The organism is Pseudomonas sp. CCI3.1, from assembly GCF_034313985.1.
Lineage (GTDB): Bacteria > Pseudomonadota > Gammaproteobacteria > Pseudomonadales > Pseudomonadaceae > Aquipseudomonas > Aquipseudomonas psychrophila.
Map to the genome: position 1 here is coordinate 2,575,263 of NZ_JAVIWO010000001.1, position 18,382 is coordinate 2,593,644.

Sequence of the window (18,382 nt, forward strand, 5' to 3'; positions counted from 1 at the left end):
GGCATGTTTGTGGTCAACCCTTTGAACCCCATCTGTCGGAGAGTGTTCCATGTCAGACCGTTATATCGACTTCGTCAACTCATCCCTCGGCCAGCGTCTGGTCGGCGCGTTGGGTCTGCCGTCACCGGGACGACTGGAACGCTGGCAGGCCGGGCGTCTGCGCCCCGTCGAAGGTCCGCTGTTGATTGGTGGCGGGGCATTGGCCGAGCAGGTAAACCGTTTTGCCAGCAAACTCACCGACGCCGTGTACAGCTACGGCCCCGAACCATTGCTCGCCACACCCTGGATTCCAGGCCAGGGCCCCAGGCTCAAGGCCGTGGTGTTCGACGCCAGCGAACTGCTGCACACCGATCAGCTCAAGCTATTGCGCGAGTTTTTCCAGCCACTGCTGCGCAGTCTGGAACACAGCGCCCATCTAGTGATTCTGGGCCGGGCGCCTGAAACATTAAGTGACCCATTTGCCGCCAGCGCCCAGCGTGCGCTCGAGGGCTTCAGCCGGTCACTGGCCAAAGAACTGCGTAACGCCAGCACCCTGCAACTGCTGTATGTCGGTGAAGACGCGCAAGATCAGCTTGAAGGCGCACTGCGGTTTTTCCTTTCGCCCAAAAGTGCATTTATCAGCGGGCAAGTGCTACGCCTCTCGACCTGCACCTCTCAGGTACAGGACTGGACTCGCCCCTTGGCCGGGCGCAAGGCCTTGGTGACCGGGGCGGCCCGTGGAATTGGCGCCTCGATTGCCGAAACCCTGGCCCGGGATGGCGCCCAATTGATCTTGCTCGACGTTCCATCTGCCAAGGCCGACCTCGATGCACTGGCCGCCCGCTTGGGCGGGCACAGCATTGCGCTGGATATTTGTGCCGCCAATGCGGCTCAAGAGCTGGTCGAACACCTGAGTGACGGTGTCGACATCGTGGTTCACAACGCAGGTATCACCCGTGACAAAACCCTGGCCAACATGACGCCCGAGTTCTGGGACTCAGTGATCGCGGTCAACCTCAATGCCCCGCAAGTACTCACCAAAGCCCTGCTCGACAGCGGCACCCTGCGCGATAACGGTCGGGTGATTCTGCTCGCATCCATCAGCGGTATCGCCGGTAATCGCGGCCAGACCAACTACGCCGCCAGCAAGGCCGGGCTGATTGGCCTGGCTCAAGCCTGGGCCCCGATGCTGGCCGAGCGTGGCATCAGTATCAACGCCGTGGCCCCCGGGTTTATTGAAACCCAGATGACGGCGCATATCCCCTTCGCCTTGCGCGAAGCGGGCCGACGCATGAGTTCCCTGGGCCAGGGCGGCCTACCGCAAGACGTGGCCGAAGCGGTGGCCTGGCTCGCACAGCCGGGCTCTGGCGCCGTCAGCGGTCAAGCCCTGCGGGTGTGCGGACAAAGCATTTTGGGAGCATGAACCATGACCGTGAAGTGGCTCGACCTGACCAGCCCACCGCATTTGCCCGCGTTGTACGCCCGCGCCGCGGCCCGGCGCAAAATCACCGGCAGCACCTTGCCAGAGCAGGGTTTGCGCTGCTGGGTTGAAGTTGAGCCCACGTCACTGGCGGCGTTCAGGGACGTATGCGACCTGGCGCCTAGCCCCTTGCTGCCTCCTACCTATCCCCATGTCCTGGCCTTTGGGCTGCAAATGCAGTTACTGACCAGCAAGGACTTTCCCTTCCCGCTCCTTGGGCTGATTCATCTAACCAATCGGATACGGCTGCTGCGCCCCATGGGCAGCGTGACGCAACTGCGCATCGGGGTGTTTGTGCACAACCTGCAAAAACACCCCAAGGGGGCGACCTTTGAAGTGGTCACCCAAGTGGACGATATGCTCGGTCCGTTGTGGGAGGCCGAAAGCACCCTGCTGTGCAAAGGCGTCGAGTTGCCGGGCGAAGCACCTGAAACCCTGCCACCCGGGCCGGTGGTGCTCAACGAACTGACTCGCTGGTACGCCCCGGCCGACATTGGCCGCCGGTACGCCAAGGTGTCGGGCGACTACAACCCCATTCACCTCAGTGCTGCCAGCGCCAAACTGTTTGGCCTGCCCAGCGCCATCGCCCATGGCCTGTGGATAAAAACCCGCGCTGTGGCGGCATTGAACTCGCACCTGCCTGCGGCCAATGTCGAGATCTTTATCGCCTTTAAAAAACCGGTTCGTTTGCCCAGTGAAGTGATCCTGCTCAGCAGCGAAGCCGGTTCCAGTGGTGATTTCCAGCTCAACGGGCACGGCGACCTGGTGCACTTGATCGGTAACTGGCGACCGATCAGCTAAGCGACACAAGCGCGTCAGCGGCTACAGGAAAACGCCAACTGTGGGAGCGAGCCTGCTCGCGAAGGTCGTTCGCGAGCAGGCTCGCTCCCACAGTAGGGCTTGATCTACAACAGAGTTTGCACAAAGAACTGACTGTCAGGCCAGCATGGCTTCTATGCCTTTCACTTGCACCAACGCCCGTTCGGTCGCAAGCTTTGCTCCTTCTGGAGAGCACACCCTCGATGAACCTCGACGAACTCACGCAACGCATGCACCGCATCCGCGATAACAACGACTGGAAACAATTTCATAGCCCGAAAAATCTGGCCATGGCCGCCAGTGTAGAAATGGCTGAGCTGGTGGAAATTTTTCAGTGGCTAAGCGAAGACCAATCCCGCCAGCTACCCGCCGACAAACTCGCCCACGCAGGCCAGGAGGTAGGCGATATCGTGCTGTACCTGGTGTTGCTGTGCGCCGAGCTGGGACTGGACATGAACGACGTCGTGCGCAGCAAACTGGCCGACAATGAAAGGCGTTTCAACCCATGAGTGACCGTCACTTCGATCAACTGGCCACCCGTTTCGCCGAGAAAATCTACGGCGGCGCCAAGGGTGCCATTCGTCTGGCCGTGCTTCAGGCCGACCTTGAAGAATCACTGCCAAAACGCCCGTTACGGGTACTGGATATCGGTGCAGGGCTGGGCCACATGTCTTTGTGGCTGGCCCAGCAAGGTCACGATGTAACCCTGGCCGAACCAGCCGCCCCCATGCTTGAAGGCGCCCGCCAGCGTTTCGCCGAGGCAGGCCAGACCGGCACCTTTATTCAGGCGCCGTGGCAAGAGCTGCTGGGGCAATTGACCGAGCCCTACGATCTGGTGCTGTGCCACGCTGTGCTGGAATGGCTGGCCGAACCCCACGCGATCCTGCCGGTGCTGCATCAACTGACCGCCAAGGACGGCTGGTTATCGTTGGCGTTTTACAACCGCGACGCGTTGATCTACCGCAACCTGCTCAAGGGCCACTTTCGCAAAATGCGCAAGAACGACATGGCCGGCGAAAAACAGAGCCTCACCCCGCAGCAACCCCTCGACCCACGGGAACTGGCTACGGCACTGGACGGCCTGTGGCAGGTCGAAACTCAAAGCGGCGTGCGAGTGTTTCACGATTACATGCCCGTTGAATTTCAGGCCCGGGCCGAACTTGAGGCGCTGGTTGAAATGGAACTGGCCCATCGTCGCCATCCAGCCTTTGCCGGGCTGGGACGTTATCTGCATTGGGTGTGCCGCCCGGTTTAAATCGCCCTGCGGGGGAGACCATCATGTATCGCCGCGTTGCCTTATTCGTTTTAAGCCTGGGGCTGGGCGCTTGCCAAAGCCCCAACCCTTACATCCCGAGCGCCATGCCCATGCCGCCCGCCCCGGTGCAAGCGGCCAATACTCTGGATTTGAGCGCCTACCCCGCGCCACCGCGCGATTACGGGCGCTACCAGAGCTGGGCCTGGCTCAACGGTCGCCTGCCGGTTGGCACCGCGTGGGCCGACTCTGCCCAGATCGCCGAAGCGGTGAACAATGCGCTGGACCAGCGAGGCTTGCGCCCGGCCCAGCCCAACCGTCCAGCGGATCTGTGGGTCAGCGCTGATTTACACACCGAAAAACGCTTGCGCCAGGTACAGGACGACTATGGTTATGGGGCGGGCTACGGCAGCGGCTATGGCCGGTACGGCAGCCAGTACGGAATGTACAACTCCGTCCCGGTCGTACGGACCTACGAAGTCGAAGTCATGGTGGTGCGACTCAATCTGTATGACGGCAAAACCGGTCAACCGGTGTGGAGCTCCAGTGCAGAAACCAGCAGTAAAGGCAGCCTGGGCGAACGCAGTGATGCCCTGCGCGAATCACTGAACAAGGCAGTACAGGCTTATCCTCCCCATTAAGACTTATTGTTGAAGCGGAGAAATCATCATGCTACGTCGCCTGGCATTACTGGGCCTGGCCCTGCTGCTCAGCGCTTGCGAAACCATGCAGGTCAGCCATGACTACAACCCTGCTGTCGATTTCGCCAGATTCCAGTCCTGGGCCTGGAAAGACCCTGCCGTGCAATATCAACCCAACAACCCGATGCTGCGAAGCGACCTGACCGAGCAGCGCATCGTTCAGGCCATAAGCGGCCAGCTGGACCAGCGCGGCCTGCGCCCCGTAGCGGCAGGCAGCAAGCCGGATCTGCTGGTGCAAGCCTGGCTGATCGTTGCCAATCATCAGGAACAAGTGGTGACCAACTACGGTTACGGTCGCCCATGGGGCGGGCCGTGGGGTGGTTACTGGGGTGGCCCGTGGGAAGGTTATTGGGGCCCACCGATGTACAACGAAACCCGCAACGTGGTCTATCAAGTCGGCACGCTGCAAATCGACCTGATCGATGCCAAGGACGGCAAACTGGTGTGGCGCGGCAGTGCCGAAAAAGTCATCGACACCAGCCCTACTCCGGCTGAGCGCAGTGCGGCGATCCAGGAGGCGGTGACCAAGATATTGAGCACCTATCCACCGAAGTAAGTTCGAGAGCACTAACTTGCTCACAAAGTATATAAGTAAGTTGGTATTAATACTTTCGTGAGCAAGTTAGCTTTCACCCTCGATTTTCGACCATTTATCATCGGCTTTTGATTAACTGTTCACATCACGCCTATAAAACTGGCAACTGGCCAGCGCATCGATCACTTATTAGCTACACTCGTTCAAACTTTGGAGAGTTAGCGCTGGGCAATGTTCCAGCAACAGGAGTGCTCGATGTCTCCCCAACTACGCGGTATTGGTTTTACGGGTCCACAGCAACAGCGTGGCGCAATCGGCTTGATGGCTGCCGTGACCCTCGGCATGGTGCTGCTGTTCATGTTGCTGGTGGTCGACAGCGGGCGTTTGTACCTGGAGCAACGCAAATTGCAACGGGTGGCGGATATGGCGGTATTGGAGGCGGTGAGCAGACTGGGCACCTGTGGCAGCGGCGCTACAGCCGCGAGTTACGCGAACCAAAGCGCCATCCGCAACAGCTTTACACCCGGCGCCGTACAAAAAATAAACACTACCTGCGGAAGCCTGAGTACAAACAGCAGCCAGTTGCGTGTCTTCACCGCAGACGCAAACAAATCCGATGCCATCCGTGTGATCGCCACCACTACTGTTCCCACCAGTGTGGCCGGAGGATTGTGGAGTCTTTTTTCCAAAGACGGGTTTAACCTGAATACCAATTTGACGGCAAGTGCGGTGGGGAGCAATGGTGGGGCGCCGTTGGCACAGTTGACGATTCGTAGTTCACTGGCAACCATCGACACTACTCAATCCCGTATTCTGGATCAACTTATAGGCGGGTTGCTGGGAGGATCTATAAAAGCAGGCGTTGTGTCTTGGCAGGGACTAGTGGACACCAAGATAAACTTACTAAGCTATTTGAATGAGTTGATCTCATTGAATGCAAACGTCGGAAACTACGACAACTTATTAAAGACCGACCTTCATGTCACTCAGTTACTGGATGCAGCCATAAGTGCCTTAAACAAAAACGGGGCCACGGCTAATGTGGCAACCAGCGGTCTTGCTGCAATACGCGCTATCGTCAGCCCTACGCAGGTCTTAAAGCTGGGAGATTTGATTAAAGTTCAAACCGGGACATCCAGCGCAGGCCTGGATACAAACATGTCCGTGTTCGATCTCTTGCAAGGTATCGTCCAGCTTTCGAATGGCCAAAGCGGAATCACTGCGAATATAAAAATCAACCCTTTCAATCTTGTCGACATCAATGTCTACACCAAGGTTATCCAACCTCCACAACTTTCAGCCGTCGGTAACCCGGCATTGATAAACAACAACCCTACGGGCCCTAATCAAATATCCGTTCGAACGGCACAAGTGCAAACAAGAATACAAATAGGTCTGCCTGTACTGACAGCACTACAACCGCTTATAAGCTTACTCACCGACGCAATATCGACCGTTACAGAAATTGTCGGGAAAGTTTTAACTCTCGACTTGGTTGGTGCCGTTAAGTGCGTACTGAGCTGCGAGTCGGTCGCAACACTAACCTTAGTGAATGACATTAATGTCTACCTGGAGGCTGCCAGCGCCAACAGCTACGTAACTAACTATCGCTGCACCAATGAAAACTCAAAAAGTCTTATCGCACAAGCCAATACTTCGCTGGCGAAAGTCAGCATCGGAAGTGCGCCGCAAAACGGCACATTCCCACCGATAGATGTGGCCACCAACAACTTCAACGTCACACCTGTGAAGCTTATAAACATCAACCTTAAAACATGCACACTATTAGGACTTGGCGGCTGCTCAATTGGCGTGGGCGACGGAGGAAGTTTTAATTTAAAGGTCCAGACAAACATTTCACCCACCACCAAGAGTCTGACTTACGACTCCCCCCAATTATTAAATATCAATCAAGCCACCACTTACCAAAGTTTTGGCTCTAACGCCAACGTCCTGACCATTATGAGTCCTCCTGACAGCATTATAACGACCACTTACACCCCTCCCGCTGGCAAAACGGTCTTGGGCTCTCTTCTTCAAGCGGTATCAGGAACACTTACCACACTCGGCACCACCATAATTTCAGCCTTGAATCAAATATTGGTCTCCCTGGTCAACCCAATCATCAATACGTTGTTGAACGCCTTGGGTGTAAAGGTGGCCGTGGCTGATGTCGGTGCCAACCTCTCCTGCGGCCAAGGCGGTCGCGCCCAGTTGGTGCTTTAACTCCCCCTTGAACGCAGAAGGCCCGGTGTATCAGATACACCGGGCCTCATGGTCTTACGACTGCTGCGCAGCCGATCGCAGCCTCGCTTCGCTCCTCAGCGACTACACGCCCACTGCCTGTAGCCACTGACGAGTAGTACGAGGCTGCGTTCAAGTGCGCAGCACTCGCAGCTTCGTCAACGGCTACAGCTACAGCTATCGCAGCACCTCACTCCTGCACTTCAACCACCGGCAACTCCACGCAAAACCGGGCGCCGTGCTCGGTGTTGCTGACGCTTAACCGTCCGCCCATGTTGTCGATGATGCCGTAGCTCACGGATAACCCCAGCCCCGTACCAAGGCCAATGGGCTTGGTCGTGAAGAATGGCTCGAAGATCCGTTCCAGCAGACGCGGGTCAATACCGCCAGCGTTGTCGTCCACTCTGAGGCACACATGCTGTGCATCTGATTCAATGCTCAGGGCAATCCAGGGCTCAAAGTCGCGGTCGGTTTCACGCTTGCTCATCAGCGCATCACGGGCATTGACCATCAAGTTGATCAGCACTTGCTCAAGCTGGTCGACATGGCCACGCACCTGCACGTCACACGCCAGACCTTCGCTGCGCAACGCCACGCCTTTGCCGCGCAGGCCTTCGCTGAGCAAGGCCACGGAGCCTTCCATCGCTTGTGAAGGGTTGAACACTTGCTGCTCGATTTCCGAGCGACGGCCGAACACCCGCAAGTGGTCAACCACCCGCGCCGCACGTTGGATTTGGCCGTCGATGCGGGCGAGTTTTTCTTGCAAGTACTCGACCTGCGCATCGCCATTGCCAAGGCGCTTGAGCACGTTAGCAACGGCCATGCGCATGACGTTCAACGGCTGGTTGATTTCGTGCGCCAGCCCCGTGGCCATTTCGCCAAGGGTGGCCATTTTCGCACTGTGGGTCAGTTGCTGCTGCGAGCGACGCACCTCGGTGTTGTCGCGGCCAACAGCTTGTACTTCAAGCAGGTTGCCCTGCTCGTCGAAAATCCCCCGGTCCGACCACACCCACCAGGCATATTCGCGACCCGGCAGTTGCAGGCTGATTTCAGCGGAGCTCACCGGAGCCTGTGGAGTCAAACCCGCAATACGCTGCACAAAGGCTTCACGCTGTTCGTCGGAGAGCCAACTGCTCAGGTTGATGCCCGGCAACTGCTCGGTCGTGCACTCCAGATAGCTGGCCAGGGGCTGGTTGCCAAAGGTCAGGGTCAGGTCAGGCCGGTACCGGCAGATCATGGCCGGTGAGTCTTCGACCAGGATTCGATAGCGTTCTTCGCTGCTCTTGACCCGCTCGGCCGCTTCGGTGGCCTCGGTGATGTCCAGCCACAACCCGACGACTTCAACCGGCAAACCCAGGTCGTCGCGCAACAATTTGGCCTCATCGAGCAGCCAATGGTAATCACCCCCCCGGTCACGAAGGCGATAGCGACGGCGGGTGCTGCCTTCGCGCAGCAATTGGCGCGTGCGCTCAAAATAGTGCTCCCGATCATCGGGGTGAACCCACTCGATCAAGGTCGCGCTTGTACACTCCTCCAGCGTCCAGCCCAGCAAGGGCTTGAGGCTATCACTGAAAAACGCGGGCAACAGCGCGCCTTCTACATAACGTTGCACGTAAATCACGGCTGGCGAGCTGGCGATCAGGTTGTCCAACCGCGCATGAGCAGCGGCGACTTGCTGCTGTTGATTCTTGATGTCGCTGACATCCAGCATAAAACCAACAATGCGCCGCCGGGTGCCGGTCCCCAGCATCTGGCCCTGAATCCGATACCACTGGGCAGGCTGTGTGCTTTGGGGTTGATGCACCCGCGCAAACAGCAATAACTCCTTGCCATGCTCCAGCAATTCATTAAATCGGCCGCAGAGTTCGTCTCTGTCCGCGGGATGAAACAGCGCCAACCATGCCTCTCGGGTCAGTGGCTGCGGCTCTGCGGTATCCGTCAGATTCGCAGCCAGTTGTGGCGCAAGTTGCAACAGCTCGTTAGTGATCGACCACTCCCACCACCCCGTGCCCAGCAAGCCTTGCAGGGCTTCCATGCGCTCGCGCTGCTGCACATGCTGTTGCTCGCGCAAGCGATCCAGCAGCGGCGCTGACAAAGCTGCGCACACCTGCATCCAGTCGCTTTCACTCATCTGCGGCCCGTGCAGTGACGCAGGGTAAAAGCCCAGCATCAACCAGGCACACAAGCCTTGCTGGTCGCTGTACGGCACCAGTACACCGTCGGCATTGCCAAACAGATCGTTAAGCCGCGGATTACCATCGCGCTCGACACGCTGGGGCGAGTTGCCGCCCAGCGGGTCGAGCAGGCTGCCCAGGTTTTGCTCTGGCAACCAGAGTTGCGGGGCATCAAACGAGTGATAGGTGCTGTGCATGTACCACGAGGACTGCGCATCATCGCGCACCGCCAGCGCCATGCAGGGCACACGCCCATGCTGGGCCACGCTGCGCAGCGCCTCATGCATCACTTCCGGCAGGCGCAGCACACTGCACTGACGCAATTGCTCGCCCAGGCTGAGGGTCAGTTGCGTGCAGCGCTCACGGTTGCGCGCCTGCTCGCTGCCAAGGCGCAGGTCGCTGATGTCCAGCAGCTGTAAAAGCCAGCCATCGCCCCGGGGCTGAACCCAGCCTCGGGTATGCACTACGCGCAGACCGGCACATTGAAAGTCCAGGTCGAGGCTGTGGCCGACCCAGTCTGCCGGCACACCTTCGAGTGCCAGCGTGCTGCCCGGCACCATGTAGCTCAGCAGCAAGCGCGGTGCACCGTCGCCGCTCGAGCGCGCCAGGCCATAACGCTGCAGGCCGTGAATATCAGTGACGTAACCGTGTTGATCGAGCATCAATTGGATGCCCGCATGGGTGGGCATTTGCGGATCATTGGATTCAGGCAAGCGCTCGTCGGTCCGTCCCAACAATCGCCCAAACAGCCCTTCACTAGTTGCCAATTTGGACGCTCGATTCGGCTTTCAAAATAGTTGGCAGATTGGGCACAGTGATGGTCCCCAGCTTGAGCACTGGCATGATGGAAGTCAGCGCCGTGGCCGGCAGACTGACACTGGCGGTCAGGACTTTGGTTGTCGCGTTGTAGGTCGCGGCCGGGACCAGACTGCTTTTCACCGCAGTTGGCACCCAGGTCAGCTTCTCGTTCAAAACGCTCTTGGCCAACGTTTCCACCACACTCCCGTAGTTAGGCGCCGTCGGATCGACCGCCATGCTACGGCGTACCGCCTCGGCCGTCGCATTATTGAAGGACTGCACCAGTAGCAGCGGCAAGCTGTAGCTGAGGACGCCATAGAGCACTGCAAAAAAAATCACAAACACCAGCGCGAACTCAATCGCAGCGGCGCCTTTCTGCTTTTTGGGAAGTCTTGTTTTCATGACTGCGTCTACCCTGACCATCGACAGTAATATCATCATAGAATCATTGGTAAAAAAGGGAGGTTCTTTACGTGATCCAGTTATGTGTTGTGTTTGTGTGGTTTGCTGCGTGTTCCATTCAAGACCTGCTCCAACGTAATATTTCCAATGTCCTGACCTTTGGTGCCGCGGCGCTTGCGTTGCTGTATTTGCTATGGACGGGGCACACCTGGCTGGGCGCAAGCGCAGCCGAAGGCGGCTGGGCGTTACTGGTCGCACTCGTTCTGACGCTTCCCGGTTATGCGCTAAACAAGCTTGGAGCCGGCGACGTAAAGCTGTTGATGGCTTTGGCACTGGCAACCGACCGTCCGACAATTCTTGGTACCATCATCGGTGCTGGCCTGTGTGCTGGCGCTTGGTGGCTCTTTGCGTCAAAAATCCTGCCGTCAATGAATCAACGGGTTAAGATCCCTTCCCTTGTCAATAACGCCCCAGTGTCAAAAAAGCTTCCATTTGCACCCTTCCTGTTAGGCGGGTTTACCCTGACAATGGCGCTCCTTCGCTAATTGATATGAGGGATTAACACCTTGTACATAGTCGTAAAGTAGGTCTACGTTTAAACCAACGCAGTAAACAAGTGGACCAAGAAGTCCCTGATTGGTTTACCAGGAAGGAGAACCGCGTGCATACGTCCAACCCCCTAATAAAAGTCCTCGTGGTCGACGACCAATCGTTGATTGTCGAAGAGCTTTGCGAATTTCTTGAAAGCAGCGGCTACCGCTGCGTTCCCTGCAATTCAACACGTGAAGCCATCAGTGCCTTCGTCGCCGATCCGGAGATTGGCCTGGTACTGTGCGACCTGCACATGCCCGAGATGAACGGCATTGAACTCACCCAGCACCTGCAAAAAATCGCCGGTAAACATCGCGCCTTTGAAAGCATTTTATTAACCGGTCGAGCAGACAAGCAGGATGTGATCAAAGCCCTGCGTATCGGCATCGCCGATTACTATCAAAAGCCGGTCGACCTCAATGAACTGCTTGAGGGCATCCAGCGCCAGGAAGCCATCTTGCGCGAACGGCACAAGAGCGATCAGTTGGGCCACCTGAACCAAAAACTGCAGTACCTGGCCGAATCCATCGACGACCTGTATCAGGACATGGAGTCCGCTCGACGCCCTCCTCAGTCGGCCACTCAGCCTTCAAACCCGCAGGACTCAAGCGAGGGCACCTGGCAACAGATCCCGACGATTTTCAAACAGCTGTCGCCCCGTCAACTGGACGTTGCCAAGCTGGTGAGCAAAGGCCAGACCAACTATCAGATCGCCTGCGATCTGGGCATCACCGAAAACACGGTAAAACTGTACGTGTCCCAAGTACTGCGCCTGACCCACATGAACAACCGCACCCAACTGGCCCTCGCACTGTCCCCTAATGCACCCTCGCAGCATCGCCAAAGTGCGCATTAATCGCTGAGCGGGTATCAACTGAATCGCTGGCAACACCTGTGAATGACAGGCTTGCCCGCGACAGCATCACGTACTCATTCCTGCTTGGCCGTACCACCCTCATCCTGCTTGTAGTACTCCGGGATCTCATGCTTGTAGCTGTCCAGCCAGCGCTGCAGGCTGAGCTCACGCTCGGCCGGGGTCGCCGTTTGGCGTATCGGCGACTGCACGCTGCCACTGACCTGAAGCTGCAGCCAGTTTTCGGTTTCCTGCTGGTTTTTAGGCGTGGGGCCGGACTCGATGGCCACCGCCCCCAACGGGATAAGAGCGAGCAGCACCCCCACACGAATAGAAAAAGTCATTGCAAACCTCCAACGCATTATTTAATGACAGCTACCTGGTTGCTGGCTGTCTTGGCTTGGGCCTTCAGGGCTTGTGCCCGGGACTGGGCATCACTCACTTGATCGGGCGTTAATTCGGCGCGGGTGACCAGTTCTGCCGCCTGGGTCCACTGATCCTGATAAATCAGCAAGGTCACCAGATTCAGTGCCGCCAACGAGTCATCCTGCTTGAGTTCCAGAGCGGTCAAAAACTCGAACCGTGCATCATCGACACGACGCTGATTGAGATAGACCACACCCAAATCGTTACGGATCTTGGCATCGGTCGGTGCCAGTTTCGCCGCGCGCTCCAGGTGAGTGGTCGCCAATGCGTTGTCACCACGCCCGGCTGCCAACTGACCTAAACCATGCTCCCCCTCTGCGGCCAGACACGAACCCAACAACCCTTGAAACAACGGCTCGGCCTCACTGCGGCCCAACTGACGATAGATCCGCGCCTTGCGTAGCTGCACCTGTGCGGAACGCTCCGGCAGGTTTTGCAGGTTGGCCAGGCTGGCGTGCAGCTTGCCCTCCTTGGCCATGTCATCCGCCAGGTTCATCGACAGTTCCTGATCACCACTTAACTTCGTGCAGCTGCCGCCCATGGCCATCCACGGCGGATTGCTCTGGCCTCCTGTCGCACAGCCGCCCAACATCAGCAGCCCACACAAGACGATGACAGCTTTCATGTTCATACCCCTGATCAAGAGAGAAAAGCTCGTGAGATAGCGACAAAACTTGGTCCGGCCAACACAATCATTAACGCCGGGAACAGAAACACCATCATCACTACCGACATCTTTGCGGACATTTTGGAGATGTACTCCTCCATGCGTGTCAGGCGACGGTCATCAAGCAGCTCTTTGAGTGCCTGCAATGACTTCATCGCGCCACCGCCCTGTTGAATCAATTGCTGAAGAATCACGCAGGTGTCATTGAACTCGTCCACGTCCAGCAGGCTCGCGGTTTTGCTCAGCTCCTGGCTCAGCTCCAGCCCCGAATCGACCCGCGACAGCACGACTCGCAACTCGCCGGTCAGCACTGGCAGTAACTCCCGCGCATCCTGGCTAAGCACCCGTAGCGCCTGCTCAACGGCCATGCCCGACTCAAACAGAATGCGTAGCAACGGGATAAAGGTAGACACCTCAACCGCCACTTCCTGTTGCCGCTTCTTTGCAGCGTAGGCCAACATTCGCTTTGGGATCAGATACCCCAGAGCCAGTGAGAACAACAGCACAACCAACAGGTTTCCGGATCGCGGGAAGAACAACTCATGCCCCAAAAACACCAGCCCGGCAAACGCGAACGGTGTGCCGATCTGAAAGGCGGCAAACAATGAACGCTGACTGGCGGTACGCCAGCCCAGCCGGTTGAGCAGCGTCTGAGTTTCGCTGTCCATCGTGATCGAACGCTGGCCAAACTTGCTGTTGCCCACCATCCGCATCCAGAGACTGAGCTTGCCAGGGCCGCTCTTGTCACCGTCCAGACGCTGCATCACCCGTTGCTGACTCAGACGGTCCTGAACCACGTTATTGATCAACAGCGCCATGGCGCCCAACAGTAAAACTGCACAAATCAGATAGGCCATGTCATACGCTCCGTACCATGCGCCACAACGCAAAACTGCCAATTATCTGCATCGCCATAGCCGTAAGCAGCATGTGCTGCCCTCCCCCGTCCTGCCACATTTTGAGCATGTAAGCGGGGTTGGTAGACATGAAGAAAGCCACCACAAACAGCGGCAACATACCCAGTACCAAAGCCGTCATTCGGGTTTCACCGGTCATGGCTCTCAACCTGCGCGCCCCTTGTTCACGCTCGCGGATCAGCACGATCAGGTTTTCCAGCAGCTCACTGGCGTTACCGCCGTAGCGATGGTTGACCTTCAAGCCGAGGGCAAACATGCGAAACTCGTCACGCTCATACAGCTCGGCAAAATCGCTTACAGCTTCAGGCAAACTCACCCCCATCTGCACGTTACGTGACACCCGACTGATACTGGTTTTGAGCGGTTCACTGGACGCCTCGATTGCGTTCAGCACGGCATCGGCCAAGGTCCGTCCTGCTTTCAGGCTGCGAACGCTGTGATCGAGCAAGAGCGGCAGTTGCTCAACCATGCGCCGTACCCGACGGTGGTACCGCCAACTGACAAATAACTTGAGCAACAGCGGTGGCAACACCAGCAGCGCGAGAAAAAATACCCAGCCGCCGATCAGGCCAGCCAAAACCACTGCCCCCGCCCACAACGACAGCCATAAACCCAAACGTTCTGACGGACGCCCCAACCCGGCCTGTAAAAAAGCCCGGTCCAGCCACACAACACCCTGTTTTTTTTCCACCAACTGCGACTGACCTTCACTCAATCGGTCCAGAACACGACTGGTTGTCGAGTCAGTCAAAACCCGATAAACCAAGAACAGAAAAAACACGAGCATCAATAAACTGATGACGAAAAGCAGTAAGACCGGGATCATGATTAGCGCCTCAGCCGTGTGCATTCAAAGTGGGGTCACGACGCAACTTGTCGCCTGCCGGGTTCAAGGCTTCGCGCATAAAACCAAAACCGGTGCGTTTGTCCAGGCGGAACAGGGTGTTGGTCACGTACACATCGTCACGCACCCCGACCACTTCCAGAACTTCACTCACGCAACGGCGACCATCAGGCATGCGCGTGAGCTGGATGATCACGTCCAGCGCTGCGCAGATCATCTGGCGCAAGGTTTTTTCCGCCACTGTGCGGCCCGTCAGGCCGACCAGTGTTTCCAGACGCAACAACGCATCTTGCGCAGTGTTGGCGTGCACGGTGCTCATCGAACCATCGTGACCGGTGTTCATCGCGGTCAATACGTCGAGCACCTCCACACCACGAATTTCGCCGAGGATGATGCGGTCCGGACGCATCCGCAGGGCGTTGCGAATCAGGTCGCTGGATTTCACTTCACCATGCCCTTCGGCATTGGGCGGGCGGGTTTCAAGGCGCACCACATGGGGGTGACCCAGCTGCAATTCGGCCACGTCTTCGATGGTGACCAAACGTTCGTGGGGGTTGATCAACTGGCTCAAGATATTGAGCAGCGTGGTTTTGCCGGTACCGGTACCGCCGCTGATCAAGATATTGCAGCGCTTGCCCACTGACTCCTGAAAAAACTCATAGATCGCCTGGTCGATGGTTTGCATCGCCACCAGGTCGCTGCTTTTGAGCATGTCCTTGCGAAACTTCCGGATCGACAGGCACGGACCATCCAGGGCAATCGGCGGAATGATCGCGTTGACCCGGCTGCCATCAGGCAGACGTGCATCCACCATCGGCGAAGACTCGTCAAGGCGCCGGCCCAGCGGCGCCAGAATGCGCTGCATGACCCGCTCAACGTGATGATCATCGATAAAGCGCAAGTCGCTCTGGCTGAGCAGACCATCACGTTCAACAAATACTCGGTGGGGGCCGTTGACCAAAATTTCAGTGACGGCGGGGTCACGCAGCAAGACTTCGAGCGGGCCGAAACCGGTCAGTTCGTCGACAATTTCTTCGGCCAGACGCTCCATTTCATAACGGGAAATGGCCAGGTGCAGGCGCGACACATATTCAGCCACCCGCTCAGTGACAAATTGGGCCAAGGACACGCGAGAACCTTCCAGCAGGTTTACCCCGGTCTCTTCAATGGCATCAATGATGTAGCGGTGCAGCACCAGTTTCAGTCCGTCATGGTCCGCGCGCCCGTCCTTATAGAGGCCGGAACCAAACAATTGCTCATTGCTCATTTGGCCCCCCACAGGCGGTTTAACCACGCGCCAGACTTGGAAACCGTTTGCTCGGACGACTGCGAGCGCTTGGTCAATCGCTCACCCAGTTTTTTCAACGCCAGGCTCAGGGCTTCTCGCGGGGCCAGATCAAACAGGGTGGTGGCCTGATTCTTGGCATTGATGCGCAGCTCAGGGCTGAGCGCCAGTGTCGCCATCACCGGCAGGCCAAAGCTCTTGCCCAGGGCATCGGCATTGGGGGCAACGCCACCCATATAACGGTCGATCAACAACCCCGTATGCTCAAACTTCATGCCCTTGGCCCGCCAGCGAGCGAGCACCTCCAGGTTGCGGCGGCAATCAAGCACGCTCTGGTCGGTGTACCACAGCAAACTGTCGCAATGGGTGGCAAAGGTGCGCAGCGCTTCACTGTCAGGCTGACCCGTGAGGTTGACCACAATGTGTTGAAAGTGCTGACGCAAGGCGCTGAGCAACATATACAACTCGGCGGCACTGGTGTGCTCCAGCGGCTCATCACTTTCACTGTGGGCCAATACCCGCAAACCACTCGCTGTCTTGGTAAAAGCACTGTCAATCAAGGTACTGTCCAGGCGTCGTAAATGGCGCAGGGCATCACCAAAAAAGAACGTACTCTCAAGCCCCAGCACAGCCAGACCATCACCGCGGGGTACACCCAGGTCCAGAAACAAGGTTTTTTGATCGTGTTTTTGCACGACCAGCCCAAGGTGGCTGGCAACCAGCGCGCCATCCGCATTGCATTGCGCGCTGAACAACACGCTCAACCCACCCAGTTCGGTGTTTGGCGCAACCGGCGGCAAGCGTTTACTCAGACGCCGAACAAGCCCCGCCACTTCACTGGAACGCGAACCGTAGGCGACAAAATCCCTTGCCCCGGCGCGCATGGCGTTGAGCACCAACTGGTTATCCATACCATCGCCCAAGGCAACAATGGCCAGCATGGGCTTGGCTTCCAGCGCGCCTTCAATCAGGGCGCACTGGCTGACCACTTTGTCCCGATCCAGGCCTACAAAGATCAAGCCGGCAAACGTCACGTCCACCAGGGCCAGCAGTTCATCCAGGCTACTGGTGCCTGCACCCACCACTTGACCCAGCGGCGCCAGCGCACCTTGCAGCCATTCAAGATCGGTGTTGTTGCGCGTCAGCGCGAGAAATGTCTGGCTCAGGCTTTGGCTCATTGGGATAACCCGCTACGGCTGTTGAATTTGCCGTTTTCCAGGAAGTACAGGCGATACCAGTTAGGGTCGTAGTTACGCAGTTTCTCCCCGGGCATCGATGGCAATGGCGCATTGGCAGCCAATGGCTGAACCAGATGCGGGGTCACGATCATCAGCAATTCTTTCTCTTCGCGACTGATGTTGGAGTCGCGGAAGAACGCGCCAAGAATCGGGATATCGCCCAGGCCAGGGAATTTGTTGACCTGAGAGCTGTTGCGCGAGCTGATCAAGCCGCTGATCACAAAACTTTCGCCATCGGCCAAGGAAATGCTGGTGTCGGTGCGACGAACCGTCAGGCCGGGTACCAGGGTCCCGGCGATATTCACCGCATTGGTGTAGTCAAGTTCACTCACCTCAGGTGCCACTTTCAACATGATGCGATCACGACCAACCACGGTAGGGGTCAGCGTCAGACGGATACCAAACTCCTTGTACTCGATCGATACGTTGTCGCTGCCGCTGCTGGGTACCGGGATCGGTACTTCGCCACCGGCCAGAAAAGTCGCACTCTGCCCGCTCATGGCGACGAGGCTGGGGCGCGCCAGGGTATAGGCAAAACCGCTGCCTTCCAGGGCATTGATCATCGCTTTAACCTTGCCGCCGCCAAAACCAATGTTGAAATACTTGCTGTTGGCAACCGGACCGCCCGTGATCACCCCTTCAGCCGTACTGAGGAATGAGTTCGGCGAGCCGAACAGGAAGTTGCTGCCCATGCCGAAGATCGAGGTGCTGGCCTCTTGCAGCTTGGTGCGGCTGACCTCGACAAAACGAATATCCGTTTGCACCTGAATGGGCAGCGTCGGGTCTTCGGACGGTGACAACGAAGTACCGGTCAAACCCGAGGTGGCCTTGCCCTTGACGAACAACATGGTCTGATGTGGCTCTTTCGAACAGGCGCTCCAGACCATCAGACTCGTAGTACCCGACGCAACGCCGGTCAGCAAAAAGGCGTTTTGACCATTGGTGCGAACATCGGCAACCGTGGGGTCCCCCACGGCGATGCGAGAAATGTTGACCGGAAAGCTCATGGCCTTCTGAGACCCCTGGGGCACTTCCAGTACCGACGGCAACGCGTTGAATGCCGCGCAATTGTCAGCAGCGGCCAACGCCATTTCCAGGGGCAAGCTGCTCAGGATCAGGGTCCAGGCAGCACGTTTGTAGAACGGAACGCAACGATGGCTCATGTTGGTTTTCCCTG

18 protein-coding genes are annotated in these 18,382 nt (G+C 57.6%); 9 read left to right on the forward strand and 9 right to left on the reverse strand.

The features are described from left to right. The first annotated feature begins 49 nt into the window (after window positions 1-49). The 7 genes from RGV06_RS11810 (at window position 50) to RGV06_RS11840 (ending at window position 6,992) form a co-directional block, all read left to right on the forward strand. Window positions 50-1,402, forward strand: coding sequence for a 3-oxoacyl-ACP reductase (locus RGV06_RS11810; protein ID WP_322150045.1), 1,353 nt, complete (start codon window positions 50-52; stop codon window positions 1,400-1,402). Between the two features lie 3 nt (window positions 1,403-1,405). Continuing rightward, complete coding sequence (locus tag RGV06_RS11815; RefSeq protein ID WP_322150046.1) at window positions 1,406-2,260, forward strand: MaoC family dehydratase; 855 nt, start codon at window positions 1,406-1,408, stop codon at window positions 2,258-2,260. Window positions 2,261-2,481: 221 nt separating this feature from the next. Further along, on the forward strand, window positions 2,482-2,787 hold the full coding sequence (locus RGV06_RS11820) for a nucleotide pyrophosphohydrolase (RefSeq protein WP_019825804.1): 306 nt from the start codon (window positions 2,482-2,484) through the stop codon (window positions 2,785-2,787). Beyond that, a complete protein-coding gene (locus RGV06_RS11825; RefSeq protein WP_046810468.1) occupies window positions 2,784-3,533 on the forward strand; it encodes a methyltransferase domain-containing protein in 750 nt (249 codons plus the stop codon). The genes RGV06_RS11820 and RGV06_RS11825 overlap by 4 nt, the downstream gene beginning before the upstream one ends. A gap of 23 nt (window positions 3,534-3,556) precedes the next feature. Next, on the forward strand, window positions 3,557-4,171 hold the full coding sequence (locus RGV06_RS11830; RefSeq protein WP_322150048.1) for a DUF4136 domain-containing protein: 615 nt from the start codon (window positions 3,557-3,559) through the stop codon (window positions 4,169-4,171). Between the two features lie 28 nt (window positions 4,172-4,199). Continuing rightward, window positions 4,200-4,787, forward strand: coding sequence for a DUF4136 domain-containing protein (locus RGV06_RS11835; protein ID WP_019825810.1), 588 nt, complete (start codon window positions 4,200-4,202; stop codon window positions 4,785-4,787). A gap of 234 nt (window positions 4,788-5,021) precedes the next feature. Beyond that, window positions 5,022-6,992 (forward strand): pilus assembly protein TadG-related protein, encoded by a 1,971-nt coding sequence (locus tag RGV06_RS11840; RefSeq protein WP_322150049.1) that lies wholly within the window; start codon window positions 5,022-5,024, stop codon window positions 6,990-6,992. Window positions 6,993-7,200: 208 nt separating this feature from the next. On the opposite strand, the gene RGV06_RS11845 is transcribed toward RGV06_RS11840, so the two are convergent. Both RGV06_RS11845 and RGV06_RS11850 read right to left on the reverse strand, forming a co-directional pair. After that, a complete protein-coding gene (locus tag RGV06_RS11845; protein WP_322150051.1) occupies window positions 7,201-9,951 on the reverse strand; it encodes a PAS domain-containing sensor histidine kinase in 2,751 nt (916 codons plus the stop codon). After that, on the reverse strand, window positions 9,941-10,384 hold the full coding sequence (locus RGV06_RS11850; RefSeq protein WP_048352224.1) for a TadE/TadG family type IV pilus assembly protein: 444 nt from the start codon (window positions 10,382-10,384) through the stop codon (window positions 9,941-9,943). The genes RGV06_RS11845 and RGV06_RS11850 overlap by 11 nt, the downstream gene beginning before the upstream one ends. A 71-nt stretch (window positions 10,385-10,455) precedes the next feature. Here RGV06_RS11850 and RGV06_RS11855 point away from each other — a divergent pair, with 71 nt between their 5' ends. Together RGV06_RS11855 and RGV06_RS11860 are read left to right on the forward strand one after the other, a co-directional pair. Continuing rightward, window positions 10,456-10,929, forward strand: a complete 474-nt coding sequence (locus RGV06_RS11855; protein ID WP_048352186.1) for a prepilin peptidase — start codon at window positions 10,456-10,458, stop codon at window positions 10,927-10,929. Window positions 10,930-11,045: 116 nt separating this feature from the next. Continuing rightward, the gene (locus tag RGV06_RS11860; protein ID WP_046810473.1) at window positions 11,046-11,831 is read left to right on the forward strand and encodes a response regulator transcription factor; all 786 of its coding nucleotides are present in this window, start codon (window positions 11,046-11,048) and stop codon (window positions 11,829-11,831) included. Between the two features lie 74 nt (window positions 11,832-11,905). Here RGV06_RS11860 and RGV06_RS11865 read toward each other — a convergent pair whose 3' ends face one another. The 7 genes from RGV06_RS11865 to RGV06_RS11895 are packed head-to-tail and all read right to left on the reverse strand — an operon-like array spanning window position 11,906 to window position 18,368. Continuing rightward, on the reverse strand, window positions 11,906-12,172 hold the full coding sequence (locus tag RGV06_RS11865) for a DUF3613 domain-containing protein (protein WP_048352187.1): 267 nt from the start codon (window positions 12,170-12,172) through the stop codon (window positions 11,906-11,908). 17 nt (window positions 12,173-12,189) lie between these two features. Further along, on the reverse strand, window positions 12,190-12,879 hold the full coding sequence (locus RGV06_RS11870; RefSeq protein ID WP_046810478.1) for a tetratricopeptide repeat protein: 690 nt from the start codon (window positions 12,877-12,879) through the stop codon (window positions 12,190-12,192). Window positions 12,880-12,893: 14 nt separating this feature from the next. Further along, window positions 12,894-13,778 (reverse strand): type II secretion system F family protein, encoded by an 885-nt coding sequence (locus RGV06_RS11875; protein WP_322150055.1) that lies wholly within the window; start codon window positions 13,776-13,778, stop codon window positions 12,894-12,896. 1 nt (window position 13,779) lies between these two features. Beyond that, a complete protein-coding gene (locus RGV06_RS11880) occupies window positions 13,780-14,664 on the reverse strand; it encodes a type II secretion system F family protein (RefSeq protein ID WP_322150056.1) in 885 nt (294 codons plus the stop codon). Between the two features lie 10 nt (window positions 14,665-14,674). Further along, entirely contained in the window at window positions 14,675-15,949 is a 1,275-nt protein-coding gene (locus tag RGV06_RS11885; RefSeq protein WP_322150057.1) for a CpaF family protein, read from the reverse strand. Further along, window positions 15,946-17,145: a pilus assembly protein gene (locus RGV06_RS11890; RefSeq protein ID WP_322150058.1), complete on the reverse strand. Its 1,200-nt coding sequence runs from the start codon at window positions 17,143-17,145 to the stop codon at window positions 15,946-15,948. The genes RGV06_RS11885 and RGV06_RS11890 overlap by 4 nt, the downstream gene beginning before the upstream one ends. Further along, complete coding sequence (locus tag RGV06_RS11895; RefSeq protein WP_048352190.1) at window positions 17,142-18,368, reverse strand: type II and III secretion system protein family protein; 1,227 nt, start codon at window positions 18,366-18,368, stop codon at window positions 17,142-17,144. The genes RGV06_RS11890 and RGV06_RS11895 overlap by 4 nt, the downstream gene beginning before the upstream one ends. Between the last annotated feature and the right edge of the window lie 14 nt (window positions 18,369-18,382).